Source organism: Pseudomonas farsensis (assembly GCF_014268805.2).
Classification (GTDB): domain Bacteria; phylum Pseudomonadota; class Gammaproteobacteria; order Pseudomonadales; family Pseudomonadaceae; genus Aquipseudomonas; species Aquipseudomonas farsensis.
Window position 1 is genome coordinate 891,868 of sequence record NZ_JABWRF020000002.1, and the last position, 18,726, is coordinate 910,593.

Consider the following 18,726-nt stretch of genomic DNA (forward strand, 5'->3'; position numbering starts at 1 on the left):
GTCGCCGTTTCATCCCCTGGCAGGTTTTGCCGTTTTTTTCACAAACGTTACGGATAATGCGCCATTTTGAGCCCGTTCGCCGGCGTTAGGAAGACATTACGGCAAGCCTACAGGACCCCCAATAATGGTCACCCCCTCCGCTTCACCCTTACCCCCAACGCCACGGCGTCGAATGTTGCTGCGTTGGCCGCTATGGCTCGGCGTGCTTGCCGTGATCGGTTATGGCGTTGCGGTGGCCATGCACTGGGATGACCGCGGCTTGCTGTGGATCAAAGAACGCTTCGAGTCCACCAGCGAGCGCGAGCAAAGCATCTGGCTGCCGGCGTACATTGCCGATATCGACGCCAAGCCGCTGCCGGGCATGGAGCGCGACGAAGCCTCGGACCTGGCGTTCAACCCGCATACCCGCACCTTGTTCGCCGTCATGGGCAAGCACCCGTTCCTGGCCGAGCTCGACCTGGACGGCAACGTACTGCGCAAGATCGCCCTCAATGGCTGGGCCAACCCTGAAGGGGTGGTGGTGTTGGAGGACGGCCGCATCGGTATCGTCGATGAGCGCCAACGGGATCTGGTGAAGGTCACGGTCGACGCGAACACCGCGGCGCTGGAGCGCGGCGACTATCAAGGCGTTGACCTGGGGGAGTCCCCGGAGGACAACAAGGGCTTCGAGGGCATCGCCTGGGACGCCATGCGTCAGCGCCTGCTGATCGGCGCTGAGCGCCCGCCCACCCTGTATGCCTTGAGCAAAGAGGGCCGCAGCCCGTTGCCTAGCGATGGGCTCGATCTGCGCAACTTGTCCGCCTTGGCTGTCGACCCGCGCACCGGCCACCTGCTGGCGTTGTCGGCCGAATCGAACATGCTGCTCGAACTCGACGACAAGGGCGCTCAGGTCAGCTTCATGACGTTGCTGGGGGGCTTCAATGGCCTGAAGCACACCATTCCGCGTGCCGAGGGCGTGACGATGGACGATCAAGGCGTGGTGTACATCGTCAGCGAGCCCAACCTCTTCTATCGCTTCAGAAAAAACTGACAACTCTGCCAGTTGTTTCCCGCTCTGACTTTAAGGTTTGCTTCAGTTCTGAATGGTTTGATCTGCACTCACTCTGTCGAGCCTGCCCTGATGCGCCGAAGCTACCGCCTGATCACCGCCTCTGTCCTGCTTGTCGCGCTGGCTTTAGCTGGCGTTGCTGCCCATGAATTCCGCCTCTTCGAGCGCGGCTGGTTCAATCTCAAGGCCTGGTGGCAGCCGGCCGAGCAAGGCATTGGCCTTGAACGTTATGAGGTGGCGCTTGAAGCGCAGCCCATCGAAGGCCTGAACGACGATGTGTCGGCGCTGACCTACGACCCCGACCGCAAAACCTTGTTTACCGTGACCAACTCGAACCCTGAGCTGATCGAGCTTTCGCTCGACGGGCGCATTCTGCGCCGGGTGCCGCTGACCGGTTTCGGCGACCCGGAGGCGGTGGAATACGTAGGCCCGAACAGTTACGTGATCACCGATGAACGCCAGCATCGGCTGATTCGCGTGCGTTTGGATGACAGCACGCTGTTCCTGGATGCGGGCGATGCCGAGCAGCTCACCCTGGGGATCGGCTTGAACGGCAACAAGGGCTTTGAAGGGCTGGCCTATGACTCGGTGGGCAAACGCCTGTTCGTGGCCAAGGAGCGCGACCCCATGCTGATCTATGAGGTGCATGGCTTCCCCCATGCCGACCCCGAGCAGCCTTATGCCGTGCGTGTAGAGCAGGACCGCAAGCGTGATGCGCGGATGTTCGTCAGGGACCTGTCGAGCCTGCAATACGACGAGCGCAGCGGGCACCTGCTGGCGCTGTCGGATGAATCGCGGCTGGTGATAGAGCTGGATGTCGATGGCAGGCCACTGAGCACCTTGTCGTTGCGCAAGGGGTTCCAGGGCTTGAAAAAGACCGTGCCGCAGGCTGAAGGGCTGGCGATGGACGAGGCCGGGACGCTGTACCTGGTCAGCGAGCCGAACCTGTTTTATGTGTTCAAGCAGCCAGCTAATTGATTGGGCTGGGTGAACCGGCTCGCCTGCACCGGCCTCATCGCAGGCTGGCGCCAGCTCCCACAGGGGCCGTGCTCAACCGCAACATTGCTGGTTGGACCCAATCCTGTGGGAAATGATAGAGAGTCGTGGCGAGCGGGCTTGTCCCGCGTTGGGCTGCGCAGCAGCCCTGAAACCCCAGGGGCTGCTGCGCAGCCCAACGCGGGACAAGCCCGCTCGCCACAAAGGAGCTCTCCAGCCTGCGATGAGGCCAATGCAGGCTGGCCGGTTCACCTGCAAAGGCCTCACTCGGCCTTGAGGGTCTTCACGCCTTCAGCAGTACCCAGCAACAGCACATCAGCCGGGCGAGCGGCGAACAGGCCATTGGTTACCACGCCAACGATGGCGTTGATCTGGGTTTCCAGCTCGACCGGGTTGGTGATCTGCAGGTTGTAGACATCCAGGATCACGTTGCCGTTGTCGGTCACCACACCCTCGCGGTAAACCGGGTCGCCGCCCAGCTTGACCAGCTGGCGCGCCACGTGGCTGCGGGCCATGGGGATGACCTCGACCGGCAGCGGGAAGGCGCCCAGCACCGGTACCAGCTTGCTGCCATCGGCGATGCAGATGAACGTCTTGGCCACGGCCGCGACGATTTTCTCGCGGGTCAGGGCCGCGCCACCGCCTTTGATCAGGTTCAGGTGCGCGTCGCTCTCGTCGGCGCCATCGACATAGAACTCAAGCTCACTGACGCTGTTCAGCTCATACACCGCAATGCCATGGCCCTTCAGGCGCTGTGCAGTGGCCTCGGAGCTGGCGACGGCGCCGTCGAAGGCGCTCTTGTGCTGCGCCAGGGCGTCGATGAAGAAGTTGGCGGTAGAACCGGTGCCAACGCCTACGACGCTTTTTTCATCCAGCTTTGGGAGGATGAGGTCGACAGCGGCCTGGGCGACGGCCTGTTTGAGTTGATCCTGGGTCATGCGGGCTCCGGGAAGGGGCAGGGCGGGTTTCAAAGTTGCCTAGTATAACGGCTCGCACGGCTTTGCTGTGGTCGCCCGACGTGGCGCTGCGGTAGACTCGCAGCCCTTGTCCCGCGGCCCAGTGATGCTTTCCCGATGCTCGAACAGTACGTCAAGAAGATCCTCACCTCGCGCGTCTACGACGTAGCCGTCGAAACCCCGCTGCACAGCGCCGGGCAACTGAGCAAGCGCCTGGGCAACAGCGTGCTGCTAAAGCGCGAGGACCTGCAGCCGGTGTTCTCGTTCAAGATTCGCGGGGCCTACAACAAGCTGGCGCAACTGACCGCCGAAGAGCTGGCGCGGGGCGTGGTGACCGCATCCGCCGGCAACCATGCCCAGGGCCTGGCCTTGGCGGCGCGCGAGCTTGGCATCAAAGCCACCATCGTGATGCCCAAGACCACCCCGGAAATCAAGATTGAAGGCGTGCGTTCGCGCGGCGGCAAGGTTGTACTGCACGGCGACTCGTTCCCCGAGGCGCTGGCGTACTCGCTGAAACTGGTCGATGAAAAGGGCTTCGTCTATATCCACCCCTACGATGACCCGCACACCATTGCCGGCCAAGGCACCGTGGCCATGGAGATCTTGCGCCAGCACCCAGGCCGCCTGGACGCGATCTTCGTGCCGGTGGGCGGTGGCGGGCTGATTGCCGGCATTGCCGCCTACGTCAAGTACCTGCGCCCGGAAATCAAGGTCATCGGCGTCGAGCCCGACGACTCCAACTGCCTGCAAGCTGCCATGGCCGCAGGCGAGCGTGTGGTGCTGCCGCAGGTCGGGCTGTTTGCCGATGGCGTGGCGGTGGCGCAGATCGGCCAGCATACCTTCGATATCTGCCGCCACCATGTCGATGAAGTGATCACTGTCAGCACCGACGAAATCTGTGCAGCTATCAAGGATATCTACGACGATACCCGCTCGATCACCGAACCTGCCGGCGCATTGGGCGTGGCGGGCATCAAGAAGTACGTCGAGCTCAAAGGCGTCACCGGCCAGACCCTGGTGGCCATCGATTCTGGCGCCAACGTCAACTTCGACCGCCTGCGCCATGTCGCCGAGCGTGCCGAACTGGGCGAAAAGCGTGAAGCCATCATCGCCGTGACCATCCCCGAGCGCCCGGGCAGCTTCAAGGCCTTCTGCGAGGCCATCGGCAAGCGCCAGATCACCGAATTCAACTACCGCAAGCACACCTCTGACGAGGCGCACATCTTCGTCGGTGTGCAGACTCACCCGGAAACCGACCCACGGGCCATGCTGGTACAGCATTTGACCGAGCAAGGCTTCCCGGTGGTCGACCTGACCGACAACGAGCTGGCCAAGCTGCACATCCGCCATATGGTCGGCGGCCATTCGGCGGGCGCCCATGACGAAATCGTGCTGCGCTTCGAATTCCCCGAGCGGCCCGGTGCACTGTTCAACTTCCTCAACAAGCTGGGTGGGCGCTGGAACATCTCGATGTTCCATTACCGCAACCATGGCGCGGCGGATGGCCGCGTAGTGGCAGGCTTGCAGGTGCCTGAAGAAGAACGCCACCTGGTGCCGGAGGCATTGGCCAAGATTGGCTACCCGTATTGGGATGAAACCGAGAACCCGGCTTACCGGCTATTCTTGGGCTGACGACGCCATCGCGGGGCAAGCCCGCTCCCACAAAAGCGCTTTCATGCATCCTGTGGGAGCGGGCTTGCCCCGCGATGCAGCACACGCGTACTGGCCCATATCAAGGACATTCTGCGATGGAACACCTGACCACCCTCAAGACCCTGCATGTCCTCGCCACCGCGCTGTTGTTGCTCAGCGCCCTGGGCCTGGCCGTCTGGACCCTGCGTGCCCGCCGCCAGGGCGATGCCGAGGCCTACGCCAAGCTGTTGCGCCGCCCGCTGCTGTTCGTCTGGCTGCTGATGGGTGTGTGCCTGGTGAGCATGCCGTTCACCGGCTGGTGGCTGGTGCACCTGGTCGGCTGGCCGCTGGGGCAAACCTGGGTATTGGCCTCAAGCGTCATCTACACCGTCGGCGCGCTGGCCGTGTGGTGGCTGCTGGTGCGCCTGAACCGGCTGCGCAAGGGCGAGGGTGCGGGGCTGCGCCTGACCCTCGCGCTGGCGCTGTTCAGCGGCGTGTGTTTCCTGTCGATTGCTGGGCTGATGGGCGCCAAGCCGGTCTAGCCGCACGCTGCGCTCAGTCCCTGAGCGAAATCACCGGCCAGCCGCGTTTTTCGGCTTCGGCCTGCAGGTTCGGGTCGGGGTCGACGGCCACCGCGTGGGTGACCTGCTCCAGCAGCGGCAGGTCGTTCATCGAGTCGCTATAGAAGTAGCTGTCTTCAAGCGTAAAGCCGTTCTCCAGCATCCACCGCGCCAGGCGCGTCACCTTGCCTTCACGGAAACACGGTATATCGGTACTGCGCCCGGTGTAGCGGCCGCTCTGCATTTCGCATTCGGTGGCCAGCAGCACCTGCACACCCAGGCGCCTGGCGATGGGCGCGGTGACGAAGCGGTTGGTGGCGGTGATGATCACCAGCTGATCGCCGGCATTGCGGTGCTGCTGCAGTAGCGCCATGGCCTTGGGCAACATGATCGGCTCGATGCAGTCACGCATGAACTCGGCGTGCCACTGGTCCAGCTGGGCAGGCTCGGTGGCGGCGAGGATCTCCATGGAGAAGGCCAGGTAGGCCTGCAGGTCCAGGGTGCCGTTGAGGTAGTCCTGGTAAAAGGCATCGTTGCGCGCCTTGTAGGCGATCGGGTCAAGAATGCCCCGTTCGCACAGGTAGTCGCCCCAGGCGTGGTCGCTGTCGCCGCCGAGGAGGGTATTGTCCAGGTCGAATAAAGCCAGGCGCATCGCTAGTTCTCGCAAAAGCTTCCGGGAAAGCCCCGCAGAATACGGAGTTTTCACCTTGCTGCACATAAGCTTGCGGGCGCGTTGCTGCGCTCGCAGGCTTTGTGGAACAATGCGGCGACATGCGTTTGCGAGGTTGCTGCCGTGATCGACCCGGATGGTTTTCGCCCCAATGTCGGGATCATTCTCACGAATGATGCCGGGCAGGTGCTATGGGCTCGCCGGATCAACCAGGATGCCTGGCAGTTTCCACAGGGTGGCATCAACCCTGACGAAACGCCGGAAGACGCCTTGTACCGCGAGCTGAACGAAGAAGTCGGCCTGGAACGCCAGGACGTGGAAATACTTGCCTGCACCCGTGGCTGGTTGCGTTATCGTTTACCCCAACGTCTGGTGCGTACCCATAGCCAGCCGTTGTGTATCGGCCAAAAACAGAAGTGGTTCCTGCTGCGCCTGGTTAGCAACGAGCAACGGGTGCGCATGGACCTCACCGGCAAACCGGAATTCGACGGCTGGCGCTGGGTCAGCTACTGGTATCCGTTGGGCCAGGTGGTGACATTCAAGCGCGAGGTTTACCGTCGCGCCCTGAAAGAGCTAGCCCCGCGCCTGTTGACGCGCGACTGACCACGGAGTCCGACCCCGAGCCATGCTCAATACGCTGCGCAAGATCGTCCAGGAAGTGAACTCCGCCAAAGATCTCAAGACGGCGTTGGGTATCATTGTCTTGCGCGTCAAGGAAGCCATGGGCAGCCAGGTCTGCTCGGTCTACCTGCTCGATCCTGAGAGCAACCGCTTCGTGCTGATGGCCTCCGAAGGCCTCAACAAGCGCTCCATCGGCAAGGTCAGCATGGCCCCCAACGAGGGCCTGGTGGGCCTGGTGGGTACCCGTGAAGAGCCGCTGAACCTGGAAAACGCCGCCGATCACCCGCGTTATCGCTACTTTGCCGAAACCGGCGAAGAGCGCTACGCGTCGTTCCTCGGTGCGCCGATCATCCACCACCGCCGCGTGGTTGGGGTACTGGTCATCCAGCAGAAGGAGCGCCGCCAGTTCGATGAAGGCGAAGAAGCCTTCCTGGTGACCATGAGCGCCCAGCTTGCCGGGGTTATCGCCCACGCCGAGGCCACCGGCTCCATTCGCGGCCTGGGCCGCCAGGGCAAGGGCATCCAGGAAGCGCGCTTCGTCGGTGTGCCTGGCTCGCCGGGTGCTGCGGTCGGTCGGGCGGTGGTCATGCTGCCGCCGGCGGACCTCGAAGTGGTGCCGGACAAGACCGTCGAAGACATCGACAACGAACTCAAGCTGTTCAACAACGCCCTCGAAGGCGTGCGCGCCGACATGCGCAAGCTGTCGGCCAAGCTGGCCACGCAGTTGCGCCCTGAAGAGCGTGCGCTGTTCGACGTCTACCTGATGATGCTCGAAGACGCAGCCCTGGGCGGCGAAGTGGTCGCCGTGATCAAGACTGGCCAGTGGGCCCAGGGTGCGTTGCGCCAGGTGGTGGGCGAGCACGTCAGCCGTTTCGAGCTGATGGACGACGATTACCTGCGCGAGCGCGCCTCCGACGTCAAGGACCTCGGTCGGCGCCTGCTGGCCTATCTGCAAGAAGCCCGCTCGCAGTCGCTGGTGTACCAGGACAACACCATTCTGGTCAGCGAAGAGCTCACCCCGGCGATGCTTGGCGAAGTGCCAGAAGGCAAGCTGGTGGGCCTGGTTTCGGTGCTCGGTTCGGGTAACTCGCACGTTGCGATCCTGGCCCGGGCCATGGGCATCCCCACGGTCATGGGCCTGGTCGACCTGCCGTATTCGAAGGTCGACGGCATCGAACTGATCGTTGACGGCTACAAGGGCGAAGTGTTCACCAACCCAGGCGATGTGCTGCGCAAGCAGTACCGCGAAGTGGTCGAGGAAGAGCGCCAACTGGCCCAGGGGCTGGACGCGCTGCGCGAACTGCCGTGCATTACCCCGGATGGCCACCGCATGCCGCTGTGGGTCAACACCGGCCTGCTCGCCGATGTTGCCCGTGCCCAGCAGCGCGGCGCCGAGGGTGTGGGCCTGTACCGCACCGAAGTGCCGTTCATGATCAACCAGCGTTTCCCCAGCGAGAAGGAACAGCTGGCGATCTACCGCGAGCAGTTGCAGGCGTTCCACCCGCTGCCGGTGACCATGCGCACCCTCGACATTGGCGGTGACAAGGCCCTGTCGTACTTCCCGATCAAGGAAGAAAACCCGTTTCTGGGCTGGCGCGGCATTCGCGTCACCCTCGACCACCCGGAAATCTTCCTGGTGCAGACCCGCGCCATGCTCAAGGCCAGCGAAGGGCTGAACAACCTGCGCATCCTGCTGCCCATGATCTCGGGCATTCACGAGCTGGAAGAGGCGCTGCACCTTATCCACCGCGCCTGGGGCGAGGTGCGTGACGAGGGCACCGACGTGCCGATGCCGCCGGTTGGCGTGATGGTGGAAATCCCGGCAGCGGTGTACCAGACCAAAGAGCTGGCGCGGCAGGTGGACTTCCTGTCCGTGGGCTCCAACGACCTGACCCAGTACCTGCTGGCGGTGGACCGCAACAACCCGCGTGTCGCCGACCTGTACGACTACCTGCACCCGGCGGTGCTGCAGGCGCTCAGCCACGTGGTGCGCGATGCCCACGGCGAGGGCAAGCCTGTGAGTATCTGCGGCGAAATGGCCGGTGACCCCGCTGCGGCGATCCTGCTGATGGCCATGGGCTTTGACAGCCTGTCGATGAACGCCACCAACTTGCCGAAGGTGAAGTGGATGTTGCGCCAGGTGAACATGAGCAAGGCGAAGGAGCTGCTGGTCGACGCCCTGAGCCACGACAACCCGCAACTTATCCACAGCTCGCTGCAACTGGCGCTGAAGAACCTGGGGCTGGCGCGGATGATCGGGCCTGGGGCCAACAAGACCCTCTGAAGCCTGCGCTGGCCTCTCGCGGGGCAAGCCCGCTCCCACAAGGCCACACCAGGCTTGGTGGGAGCGGGCTTGCCCCGCGAAGAGGCCGGCCCAACCAGCGTCAATGGCTCAGGCCAACACCTCAACCTCCCCCAGGCGCCCGCCAAACGGCCCAAAGCTGCGCTCCACCATGCGCCGCTGCCCGTTGTTATCCACAATCAGCACCGTACTCGCCCGAGTCCCGTAGCTCTGGCTGGCAATAAAAACACTCGACAGCAACTGCTCGGTCGCCAGCCCCACACCCGTCTGTGGCAACTCGCTGTCGGCAGCCGGCGCCGCGTCGGCCAGCAATGCCAGCAACTGCTGCGGTTCAGGCCGCTGCTCCAGCCGTTGCAGCCCCGCCCGCGCTTTTACCAGCTTCGGCCATGGCGTATCCAGCTCAGCGTTGGACAACCCATACACCCCTTCATCGAGCATGCGCGGCTGTGCTTGGCGGGCATTCAGATACCCCAACTGCGTGCCGTCGCCGACCAGCAGGTTGAAACCCGAATACTCCCCGCCCCGGCTGGCCACGTGCTGCAGATAAGCCTCAACACCCCGTTCACCCTGCAGAAAACCTGCCACCAACTCCCCCCGCGAACGCAGCCCCAGCGGCTGCCCTGGGTCGCGAATATTGGTCAGCGCCGCAAAGCGCCCCTGCGGGCCGATGCCCAGCCAGGTGCCGCCGGCCTCCAGGTCGCGCCCGGCATACACCCCCGGCGCATCCTCCCAGGCGCCCAGCGCCTGGGTGGGGCGGGCATAGAACTCGTCGCGGTTGGCTGCGACGATCAGCGGGCGGGCTGTCCCCGGCCGCCAGGCGAATACGATCAGGCACATAACTAGCCTCTTGGATTTTCAGCCACTGTCCCGGCCAGGCATCAGCTGACACAGAGTTCACTAGAGCCCCAGGCGCGGCTTCCGTTACCATGCCGCATTGTTTTCCACTGGGGCCACGAATGGAATTCGTACTCTACCTGCTGTTGGGTGCCTGCGCCGGCGTACTGGCCGGGCTATTCGGCGTGGGCGGTGGGATCATTATCGTGCCGGTGCTGGTGTTCAGTTTCACGTTGCAGGGCTTCGAGCCCTCGGTGCTCACCCACCTGGCCGTCGGCACTTCGCTGGCAACCATCGTCTTCACCTCGATCAACGCTGTACGCGAACACCAGCGCAGAGGTGCCGTGCAATGGCCGGTGTTCGCCTGGATGACCGTGGGTATCCTGCTCGGGGCCATGGTCGGGGCCAAGACCGCCTCGTTGATCCAGGGCCCGCTGCTGCAAAAAATCATCGGCGTGTTTGCCCTGTTGGTTTCCGCGCAAATGGCCCTGGACCTCAAGCCCAAGGCCAGCCGCGGCATCCCTGGCAAGCCGGCGCTTGCCGCAGCCGGTGGTGTCATCGGTTGGGCTTCGGCGATTTTCGGCATTGGTGGCGGCTCGCTCACTGTCCCGTTTCTGACCTGGCGCAGCCTGCCGATGCAGCAAGCGGTGGCAACCTCGTCCGCCTGCGGCTTGCCGATTGCCGTGGCCAGCGCCCTTGGCTTCATCTGGCTGGGCTGGCATGAGCCGCAATTGCCGCCGCACAGCTTCGGCTTTGTGTACTTGCCGGCGCTGCTCGGCATTGCCGTGACCAGCATGTTTTTCGCACGCTTTGGCGCGCGCCTGGCGCACAAGCTGTCGCCACGGGTGCTCAAGCGTCTGTTTGCCGCGCTGTTGTTCAGCGTCGGCCTGAGTTTTCTGATTTGAACCAAGAGGAATAACCATGCTGCCTTACCCGCAGATCGACCCCGTGGCCGTGGCCCTCGGGCCGCTGAAAATCCACTGGTACGGCCTGATGTACCTGATCGGCATCGGCGGCGCCTGGCTGCTGGCCTCGCGCCGGTTGAAGCGCTTCGACCCCACCTGGAGCCGCGAAAAACTCTCCGACCTGGTGTTCTGGCTGTCGATGGGGGTGATCGTCGGCGGGCGCCTGGGCTATGTGCTGTTCTACGACCTGCACCAGTACCTGGCCAACCCGACGCTGATCTTCGAGGTCTGGAAGGGCGGCATGTCGTTCCACGGCGGTTTCATCGGCGTAATGCTGGCAGCGCTGTGGTTCGGCAAGCGCAACAACAAGTCGTTCTTCGAACTGATGGACTTCGTTGCGCCCTTGGTGCCGATTGGCCTGGGCGCCGGCCGTATCGGCAACTTCATCAACGCCGAGCTGTGGGGCAAGGCCACCGATGTGCCATGGGCCATGGTGTTCCCACCCTTCAGCGACCCGGCGCAACTGCCGCGTCACCCGTCGCAGCTGTACCAGTTCGCCCTCGAAGGTGTGGCATTATTCGCCATCCTCTGGCTGTACTCGCGCAAGCCGCGCCCGACCATGGCCGTATCCGGCATGTTCGCGCTGTTCTATGGCATTTTCCGCTTCATCGTGGAATTCGTGCGGGTACCCGATGCCCAGCTGGGTTATATCGCGTTCGGCTGGCTGACCATGGGGCAGTTGCTCTGCGTGCCGATGATCGTCGGCGGGCTCTTCCTGATCTGGTTGGCCTACAACCGTAAACCCACGGCCAAAGCCGTCGTTTGATTCCCACGGCAGGGGCGACCCCCTGCCGTGCTTGCTACAGGAATGCCATGAAACAGTATCTAGACCTGGTCCGTGACGTCATCGAAAACGGCACGCTGCAGGAAAACCGCACCGGTATCCGCACCATCAGCCTGCCGGGTGCGATGCTGCGTTTCGACCTGCAAAAAGGCTTCCCTGCCGTCACCACGCGCAAGCTGGCGTTCAAGTCGGCGATTGGCGAAATGGTCGGGTTTCTGCGGGGTGTGAGAAACGCCGGGCAGTTCCGTGACCTGGGTTGCAAGGTCTGGGACCAGAACGCCAACGAGAACGCCCAGTGGCTGGCCAACCCGTTCCGCCAGGGCCATGACGACCTCGGCGAAATCTACGGCGTGCAGTGGCGCCAGTGGCCGGGGTACAAGCGCATCGCGCTGAACAACCCCGCTGCGATCGAAATGGCCGAAAAGGCCGGCTTCCGGCAGATTGCCCAGGATGAAGAAGACGGCCAGGCGTTCGTCATTCTGTACAAGGCCATCGACCAGGTGCGCCAGTGCCTGGACACCATTGCCAATGATCCGGGCAGCCGGCGCATCCTGTTCCACGGCTGGAACTGCGCGCAGCTCGACGAGATGGCGCTGCCGCCGTGCCACCTGCTGTACCAGTTCCACCCCAATGTCGAGACCAAGGAAATCTCCCTGACGCTCTACATCCGCTCCAACGACCTGGGCCTTGGCACGCCGTTCAACCTCACCGAAGGCGCGGCGTTGCTGTCGTTGTTCGGCCGCCTGACCGGCTACACCCCGCGCTGGTTCACCTACTTCATCGGCGATGCCCATGTGTACGAGAACCATCTGGACATGCTCAACGAGCAGATGAAGCGCGAGCCGCTGCCGGCGCCGAAGTTCGTGATCAGCGACCGTGTACCGGCGTTTGCCGATACCGGGGTGTACGCGCCTGAGTGGCTTGAGCAGATCGAGCCGAGCGATTTCTGGCTGGAAGGCTACGAGCACCATGCGCCACTGACGGCGCCGATGGCGGTCTGATCGTTCTTCGCAGGCTTGGCTGACGCCATCGCGGGGCAAGCCCGCTCCCACGCCCCCTTTGAAGGTGGATGAACGTGGGAGCGGGCTTGCCCCGCGATGTTTTCAGGCGTCAATGCCCATGGCTGCGCCCCACATGGGAATGCTCGACGTCCGGCAGCGTTACCGCGCCGTTGGTCTCCAACTGCTGCAGGATCGCGCACTCGGCACCTTGCGCCGTGCACTGGCGGCGCAAGTCCACCAGTTGCGCCTGCAACGCCATCAGCCCGTCGATACGCGCCTGCACATGCTCGATGTGTTCGTCGATCAGCGCGTTGACGCTGCCGCATGAGCCGTCCGGGCTGTCACGCAGGCGCAGCAGGCTGCGGATTTCTTCAAGGGTCATGTCCAGCGTGCGGCAATTGCGGATGAACGTCAGCCGTTCGACATGGGCCTGGGTGTACAGCCGGTAGTTGCCGTCGCTGCGCGCAGGTTCCGGCAGCAGTTGCTCGCGCTCGTAGTAGCGAATGGTCTCCACGGCGCAGTCGGTGGCTTTGGCCAGTTCTCCGATCTTCACGGCACATCTCCAACTGAGGGCTTGACCCTATAGTGGCTACAGGGTGTTCACTTGGCAACAGGCTCAAATCAAGGACGCCCCGATGAACCAGCCCGTCAGTCACGAACATGCCCACGACCACGGTGGCGAAAGCCACGGCCACGCCCACAGCTGCTGCGGTGGCGCTGCTGCGCCTGCGTTGGTGCAACTGAGCGAGACGGCCAGCGCCAGCGCGCGGCTTAGCCGCTTCCGTATCCAGGCCATGGACTGCCCCACCGAACAGACGCTGATCCAGGACAAGCTGGGCAAGCTGGCGGGCATCGAACAGCTGGAATTCAACCTGATCAACCGCGTGCTTGGCGTGCGCCACACCCTGGACGGCACCGGCGACATCGAGCGGGCCATCGACAGCCTGGGCATGAAAGCCGAGCCGCTGACGGGCGAGGGCGACGGCGCAGCGCCGGTGGTGAAAAAGAGCGTATGGCCGTTGGCGCTGTCGGGTGTGGCCGCCATTGGCGCCGAAGTGCTGCACTTTTCCGGCATGGCCCCTGAGTGGCTGGTCGCCGTATTTGCCTTGGCGGCCATTCTGGGTTGTGGCCTGGGCACCTACAAAAAGGGCTGGATCGCCCTGAAAAACCGCAACCTCAATATCAATGCGCTGATGAGCATCGCCGTGACCGGTGCGGTGTTGATTGGGCAGTGGCCAGAAGCGGCCATGGTCATGGTGTTGTTCACCCTTGCCGAGCTGATCGAGGCGCGCTCGCTGGACCGTGCGCGTAACGCTATCGGCGGCCTGATGCAGTTGACCCCGGACATGGCCACCGTGCAGCAGGCCGACGGCCAGTGGCTGGAGGTCGAGGTGCGTGATGTGGCCATTGGCGCCTTGGTGCGGGTGCGCCCGGGCGAGCGCATCGGGCTGGATGGCGAGGTAGTAAACGGCCAATCCAGCGTCGATCAGGCGCCGATCACCGGTGAAAGCCTGCCGGTGGAGAAGGCGGCTGGCGACAAGCTGTTCGCCGGCACCATCAACCAGGCCGGGGCGCTTGAATACCGCGTCGGCGCCGCTGCCGGCCAGTCCACCCTGGCCCGGATCATCAAGGCCGTGGAAGAAGCCCAGGGCGCCCGCGCCCCGACCCAGCGTTTCGTTGATCAGTTCTCGCACATCTACACCCCGGCCGTGTTCGCCGTGGCCCTGGCCGTGGCGTTGATTCCGCCGTTGTTCATGGCCGGCGCCTGGTTCGACTGGGTTTACCGCGCGTTGGTGCTGCTGGTGGTCGCCTGCCCGTGCGCACTGGTGATTTCGACCCCGGTGACCATTGTCAGCGGCCTGGCTGCTGCCGCGCGCAAGGGCATCTTGATCAAGGGCGGGGTTTACCTGGAAGGTGGCCGCAAGCTGGACTTCCTGGCCCTGGACAAGACCGGCACCATCACCCACGGCAAGCCGGTGCAAACCGACAGCCAGGTACTCGACTCCAGGTTCGAAGGCCGCGCCCAGGCGCTGGCGGCAAGCCTTGCGGCGCGCTCGGACCATCCGGTCTCAGGCGCCATTGCCCAGTTTGCCAAGGCTGAAGGCCTGGCCATGGTCGAGGTCAGTGGTTTTGCTGCACTGGCCGGGCGGGGCGTGCGCGGGGATATCGACGGCGTGACCTACCATTTGGGCAACCATCGCCTGGTCGAAGAACTGGGGCTGTGCTCGCCTGAGCTTGAGGCGCAACTGGATGTGTTGGAGCGCCAGGGCAAGACGGTGGTGTTGCTGCTCGACCGCAGCGGCCCGCTGGCGCTGTTCGCCGTGGCGGACACGGTCAAGGACAGCAGCCGGCAGGCCATTGCCGAACTGCATGCGCTGGGCATCAAGACAGTGATGCTGACCGGCGACAACCCGCACACGGCCCAGGCTATCGCTGCGCAGGTGGGCATCGACCGTGCCGAGGGCAACCTGCTGCCGGCTGACAAGCTGCACAGCATCGAAGCGCTTTATGCCGAAGGCCACCGCGTTGGCATGGTGGGTGACGGTATCAACGATGCCCCGGCCCTGGCGCGGGCCGAGATCGGCTTTGCCATGGCAGCGGCAGGGACCGACACGGCTATCGAAACGGCGGATGTTGCGTTGATGGACGACGATCTGCGCAAGATCCCGGCGTTTATCCGCCTGTCGCGCCAGAGCGCGGCGATTCTGTTGCAGAACATCGTGCTGGCGCTGGGGGTGAAGGCGGTCTTCCTGGCGATGACCTTTGCCGGCATGGCTACCTTGTGGATGGCCGTGTTCGCCGATATGGGCGTCAGTTTGCTGGTGGTGTTCAACGGGTTGCGCCTGTTGCGCAAGTGAATCTCCTTATGTAGGGCCGATGTCAGCCTTGTAGGAGCGGCCTTGTGTCGCGAAAGGGCTGCGTAGCAGCCCCGGCAATTGTGCATGAAGCCACGATCTCCGGGCCGCTACGCAGCCCTTTCGCGACACAAGGCCGCTCCTACACCGACTGCGTGACGAATGCAGTCGGGCCTGCCGAATCACAACTGCAGCACCAGCGCCTCCAACTGCTCCTGGCGTTGCGCCTGGTTCAGCTTGGCGCCGGGGTTCAATGTCGACCACTGCGGGTGCGCCCGGGCCTTGCCCAGTGCCTCGGGCAGCTTGCCCTCGCGCCAGGTTTTTTCATCCGGCGCATTGAGCCTGATGCTGCCCTGCGCAGCATGTCCACGGCTTTCCAGCGCCACCATCAACTGCTGCTGACGCAGTGCCAGCAGCCGTAGCACGGTATCGTCGACGGTCAGCTCGCGCTGGCCCTTGAACTTGCCCAGCAGGCGCGAGCCGTAGTTGCGTGCGGTCTGCAGTGCCCCTCCGGCAATCGCACCCGCCAGCGCCGCAGCGCCTAGCGTCAGGCCGCCCACCAGCAGGTCCACCCCCGCGCCCGCCGCCGCACCCGCCGCCACCCCGCTGCCCAGGCGCACGCCCAGCAGCTTGAGGGTTTCCGGGTTGAACAGGTCATCGCCCCAACGCCCGTCCAGCAGCGGCAGGTCGCCTGCATCGGCATCTTCGCGGCGGAACGCATACAGCTTGAGCAGCGCCTCCACGCAGCGTTGTTCACGCTGGCGCACGTCCTGGCGCAGGGCCTCGATGGCGAGGGCTTCGGCGGCAGGCTCTGCGGTCACGCTGCGCCGGCAGGCCGCGCAGTCCAGCAGCAGTTCGGCGATCAGGCGCTTGCCGCTTTGCTGGCGGGCCAGACGCTGCGCCTGCTGGTCGTCGATCAGCCGTTGCAAGGCGGGGCGGGCGTCTTCGAGCATCAAGGCCAGGCTTTCGTACAGGCGCCGCTCGCCGTCCTCAGGCGGTGCCACGCTGTCGAAGCGCACCAGCGCATGCAGGCCAAGGCGGGCCAAGGCCTCGCGCCACTCGGGCTCGCGGTGCTGCTGGCTGGCGACGAAGTTGAGCACCGGCAGCAAGGGCTTGCCGCAACTGGCCAGCACTTCCAGCTCGTCGCGGTATTTGGCAAGCACCGGTTCACGGGCGTCGATGACATACAAGCCGGCATGGCTGGCCAGCAACTGGCGCAACACCTTGGCCTCCTGTTCGAAACGCTGGCGGGCTTCGCTGCCTTGCAGAAAGCGTTCAAGCCGCGCCGGGCCATCCAGGCGTTCGCCGGGGCGGTCCAGGCGTTCGAGGTAGTCGAGCAGGGCGATGGCGTCTTCCAGCCCCGGTGTGTCGTACAGCTCCAACAGTGCTTCGCCCTCCACCGACAGGCGTGCGCCTTCGACATGGCGGGTGGTACTGGGGCGGTGCGAGACTTCGCCAAAGCCGACATCGCGGGTCAGCGTGCGCAGCAGCGAGGTCTTGCCGACGTTGGTGTGGCCGACAACGGCCAGTTTCAGCGGCTCAGTCATGGCCATGCTCCAGCCAGGTCAGGGGCGAGGTGTCGGCGTAGGGCAGGCCGAGGCGTTCCAGGGCTTCGTGCCAATCGCCCAGGCGAGCGGCGTCCAGCGTTTCACCCGGTTGCGGCGGCAGCAGCCAGATGCGCGTGCTGGCGGCATTGCGCGCCAGTTCCGCGAGCAATGCCAGGGTGCCGCGATCCGGCGAGCGGCGCGGGTCGCAGGCGATGGCCAGGCGCGCTGGGGGGAAGCGGCTTAGTTGTTCGAGCAGCTTGTTGCGCGACTCGCGGCTGTCCAGCACCCCGGCATTGCTAATGCCCGCGGCCAGGGCGGGTGGCCATGGGCGCTGGTCATCCAGCTCAAGCCCGACCAGCAAGGCGCCGGTGCTGGCGCTATCGAGCTGGCCGGCCTCGAAGTGCGGCAGGTGTTCGGGGGCTGCATCCTGTACGCCGATGCGTTCGCTGCTGGGCATCAGGGCGTCGCGCAGTTGCGCGTAGCCGGGCAGGTTGAGGTCCAGAGCCAGGCGTTCGCGGCCCTGGCGCCAGCGCCACAGGCACAGTGCGGCCAGCAGCAAGCGAGGTAGCAAGCCGTACACCAGCACCACACCCAGCAGCCAGCTGGCCCAGGCTTGGCGCGCGGCATCCAAAGCAGGCTGGGTAGCGCCGCTGGCGCGAATCAGCGCCTCGTCGGGGATGGTAAAACCCAGCAGCGCAGGCAGGGCCCCGAGCGCCTGGGTGAGGCTGATGAACGGCTCGGCCGCCAGCAGCGTGGTTTCCCAGACAAACCCGTAGCGCCGCGCAGCCAGCAGCGCCAGCAGCATCGCCAGTGCGCTGAGCATGACCAGCAGCCACAGGCCATGCACCAGCAGCCCGAGCAGCCAGCGGTTCAGGCGCTGGCGCTGCAACAGCACCAGCAGCGCCGGGGCCAGTTGCGCGGCCTTGGCGTCGCGGGCCAGGCGCTCGCTAAGCCACAGCCATAGCCGGCCCAGCGTTGCCCCGTGCTCGCCGGCAAAACAGAAACCCAGCGCCCACCCGGCCAGCAGCAACACGTTGAGCCCGAGCAGGCTGCCCAGCGCCCAGAACACGTTTACCGGGCGCAGGCCATCGCCCAGTGCCGCCAGGCCCAGGCCGGCGCCGCTGAGCACGGCGGCAAGCATCAGCGCCAACAGCGCCAGGCGCGCGCCCTGCTTCCAGTGGCGCAGCGCGGTGCTCATGCCGTCACGTTCGGCCAGCCACAGGGCACGGGTTTCAATGCGGGCGGCCAGGTCACCGCCTTGTTGCCGGGCGCGGCGGTTGGCCTCCTGGTCGTCCAGGGGCCCGGCGTGTTCTTCGCGCAGGCGCACCGCTTCGGTGAGCCAGCGCTTGTCGAGTGGGGACTGTGGCGTCACAAGCTCTTCCAATGCACAGGTCAGGGGGCAAGCATAACCCACGTGCCCGATGCTATCCTCGCCGGCATGACGACCTCACTCCCCCTCAGCCTGATCGCCGCCCTCGCGCAGAACCGTGTGATCGGCATCGACAACTCCATGCCCTGGCACCTGCCGGGGGACTTCAAGTACTTCAAGGCCACCACCCTCGGCAAGCCGATCATCATGGGCCGCAAGACCTGGGATTCGCTCGGCCGGCCGCTGCCGGGGCGGCTGAATATCGTGGTCAGCCGCCAACCGGGGTTGCAGCTCGATGGCGCAGAGGTATTTGCGTCGCTTGAGCAGGCGCTGGTGCGTGCCGAGCAATGGGCACGTGCGCAGGGTGTTGCCGAGCTGATGCTGATTGGCGGTGCGCAGTTGTACGCGCAGGCGCTGGAGAAGGGGCTGGTAAGCCGGATGTACCTGACCCGCGTGGAACTTGAGCCCGAAGGTGATGCCTGGTTCCCGGCGTTTGACGAGGCGCAGTGGCAGTTGGCGTCGAGTGAAGCGCAGGCCGAGGAAGGCAAGCCGCGCTATCACTTCGAAGTTTGGAACAAGCGCTAGG

The 18,726-nt window shown here is 64.6% G+C and carries 17 protein-coding genes; 11 read left to right on the plus strand and 6 right to left on the minus strand.

The window, feature by feature from the left end; all coding sequences use genetic code 11:
* Positions 1-124 precede the first annotated feature (124 nt).
* Positions 125-1,030, plus strand: a complete 906-nt coding sequence (locus HU719_RS13340) for an SdiA-regulated domain-containing protein (protein ID WP_186537447.1) — start codon at positions 125-127, stop codon at positions 1,028-1,030.
* Between the two features lie 90 nt (positions 1,031-1,120).
* Entirely contained in the window at positions 1,121-2,026 is a 906-nt protein-coding gene (locus tag HU719_RS13345; protein ID WP_186537446.1) for an SdiA-regulated domain-containing protein, read from the plus strand.
* A gap of 281 nt (positions 2,027-2,307) precedes the next feature.
* Here HU719_RS13345 and rpiA read toward each other — a convergent pair whose 3' ends face one another.
* Complete coding sequence (rpiA, locus tag HU719_RS13350) at positions 2,308-2,982, minus strand: ribose-5-phosphate isomerase RpiA (protein WP_186537164.1); 675 nt, start codon at positions 2,980-2,982, stop codon at positions 2,308-2,310.
* Between the two features lie 135 nt (positions 2,983-3,117).
* Between rpiA and ilvA the strand changes: the two genes are divergently transcribed.
* Positions 3,118-4,632, plus strand: coding sequence for a threonine ammonia-lyase, biosynthetic (gene ilvA, locus HU719_RS13355; RefSeq protein ID WP_186537165.1), 1,515 nt, complete (start codon positions 3,118-3,120; stop codon positions 4,630-4,632).
* 116 nt (positions 4,633-4,748) lie between these two features.
* Positions 4,749-5,174 (plus strand): DUF2269 family protein, encoded by a 426-nt coding sequence (locus HU719_RS13360; protein WP_186537166.1) that lies wholly within the window; start codon positions 4,749-4,751, stop codon positions 5,172-5,174.
* A gap of 13 nt (positions 5,175-5,187) precedes the next feature.
* Here the strand turns inward: HU719_RS13360 and HU719_RS13365 are convergent, their stop codons facing one another.
* Positions 5,188-5,844 (minus strand): histidinol-phosphatase, encoded by a 657-nt coding sequence (locus tag HU719_RS13365; protein WP_186537167.1) that lies wholly within the window; start codon positions 5,842-5,844, stop codon positions 5,188-5,190.
* Between the two features lie 141 nt (positions 5,845-5,985).
* On the opposite strand from HU719_RS13365, the gene HU719_RS13370 reads away from it, so the two are divergent.
* Entirely contained in the window at positions 5,986-6,465 is a 480-nt protein-coding gene (locus tag HU719_RS13370; RefSeq protein ID WP_028688498.1) for an RNA pyrophosphohydrolase, read from the plus strand.
* 22 nt (positions 6,466-6,487) lie between these two features.
* Positions 6,488-8,767 (plus strand): phosphoenolpyruvate--protein phosphotransferase, encoded by a 2,280-nt coding sequence (gene ptsP, locus HU719_RS13375; RefSeq protein WP_186523274.1) that lies wholly within the window; start codon positions 6,488-6,490, stop codon positions 8,765-8,767.
* 108 nt (positions 8,768-8,875) lie between these two features.
* On the opposite strand, the gene HU719_RS13380 is transcribed toward ptsP, so the two are convergent.
* Positions 8,876-9,622, minus strand: a complete 747-nt coding sequence (locus HU719_RS13380) for an NRDE family protein (protein ID WP_186523273.1) — start codon at positions 9,620-9,622, stop codon at positions 8,876-8,878.
* A gap of 119 nt (positions 9,623-9,741) precedes the next feature.
* Between HU719_RS13380 and HU719_RS13385 the strand changes: the two genes are divergently transcribed.
* From HU719_RS13385 to HU719_RS13395, 3 genes are read left to right on the plus strand one after another with little or no spacing between them, the layout of a single operon-like run.
* On the plus strand, positions 9,742-10,524 hold the full coding sequence (locus HU719_RS13385) for a sulfite exporter TauE/SafE family protein (protein ID WP_186537168.1): 783 nt from the start codon (positions 9,742-9,744) through the stop codon (positions 10,522-10,524).
* 16 nt (positions 10,525-10,540) lie between these two features.
* Complete coding sequence (gene lgt / locus HU719_RS13390; RefSeq protein ID WP_186537169.1) at positions 10,541-11,350, plus strand: prolipoprotein diacylglyceryl transferase; 810 nt, start codon at positions 10,541-10,543, stop codon at positions 11,348-11,350.
* A 47-nt stretch (positions 11,351-11,397) separates the two neighbouring features.
* Positions 11,398-12,369: a thymidylate synthase gene (locus HU719_RS13395; RefSeq protein ID WP_186523268.1), complete on the plus strand. Its 972-nt coding sequence runs from the start codon at positions 11,398-11,400 to the stop codon at positions 12,367-12,369.
* Positions 12,370-12,478: 109 nt separating this feature from the next.
* Here HU719_RS13395 and cadR read toward each other — a convergent pair whose 3' ends face one another.
* A complete protein-coding gene (gene cadR / locus HU719_RS13400; RefSeq protein ID WP_186537170.1) occupies positions 12,479-12,922 on the minus strand; it encodes a cadmium resistance transcriptional regulator CadR in 444 nt (147 codons plus the stop codon).
* An 82-nt stretch (positions 12,923-13,004) separates the two neighbouring features.
* Between cadR and HU719_RS13405 the strand changes: the two genes are divergently transcribed.
* Positions 13,005-15,227, plus strand: a complete 2,223-nt coding sequence (locus HU719_RS13405; protein WP_186537171.1) for a heavy metal translocating P-type ATPase — start codon at positions 13,005-13,007, stop codon at positions 15,225-15,227.
* Positions 15,228-15,406: 179 nt separating this feature from the next.
* Here the strand turns inward: HU719_RS13405 and HU719_RS13410 are convergent, their stop codons facing one another.
* Positions 15,407-16,771: a GTPase/DUF3482 domain-containing protein gene (locus HU719_RS13410; protein ID WP_186537172.1), complete on the minus strand. Its 1,365-nt coding sequence runs from the start codon at positions 16,769-16,771 to the stop codon at positions 15,407-15,409.
* Positions 16,764-18,155, minus strand: coding sequence for a DUF2868 domain-containing protein (locus tag HU719_RS13415; RefSeq protein ID WP_186537175.1), 1,392 nt, complete (start codon positions 18,153-18,155; stop codon positions 16,764-16,766). Before HU719_RS13415 ends, HU719_RS13410 begins: the two co-directional genes overlap by 8 nt.
* A gap of 54 nt (positions 18,156-18,209) precedes the next feature.
* Between HU719_RS13415 and HU719_RS13420 the strand changes: the two genes are divergently transcribed.
* Complete coding sequence (locus HU719_RS13420) at positions 18,210-18,725, plus strand: dihydrofolate reductase (RefSeq protein ID WP_186537176.1); 516 nt, start codon at positions 18,210-18,212, stop codon at positions 18,723-18,725.
* Position 18,726 lies beyond the last annotated feature (1 nt).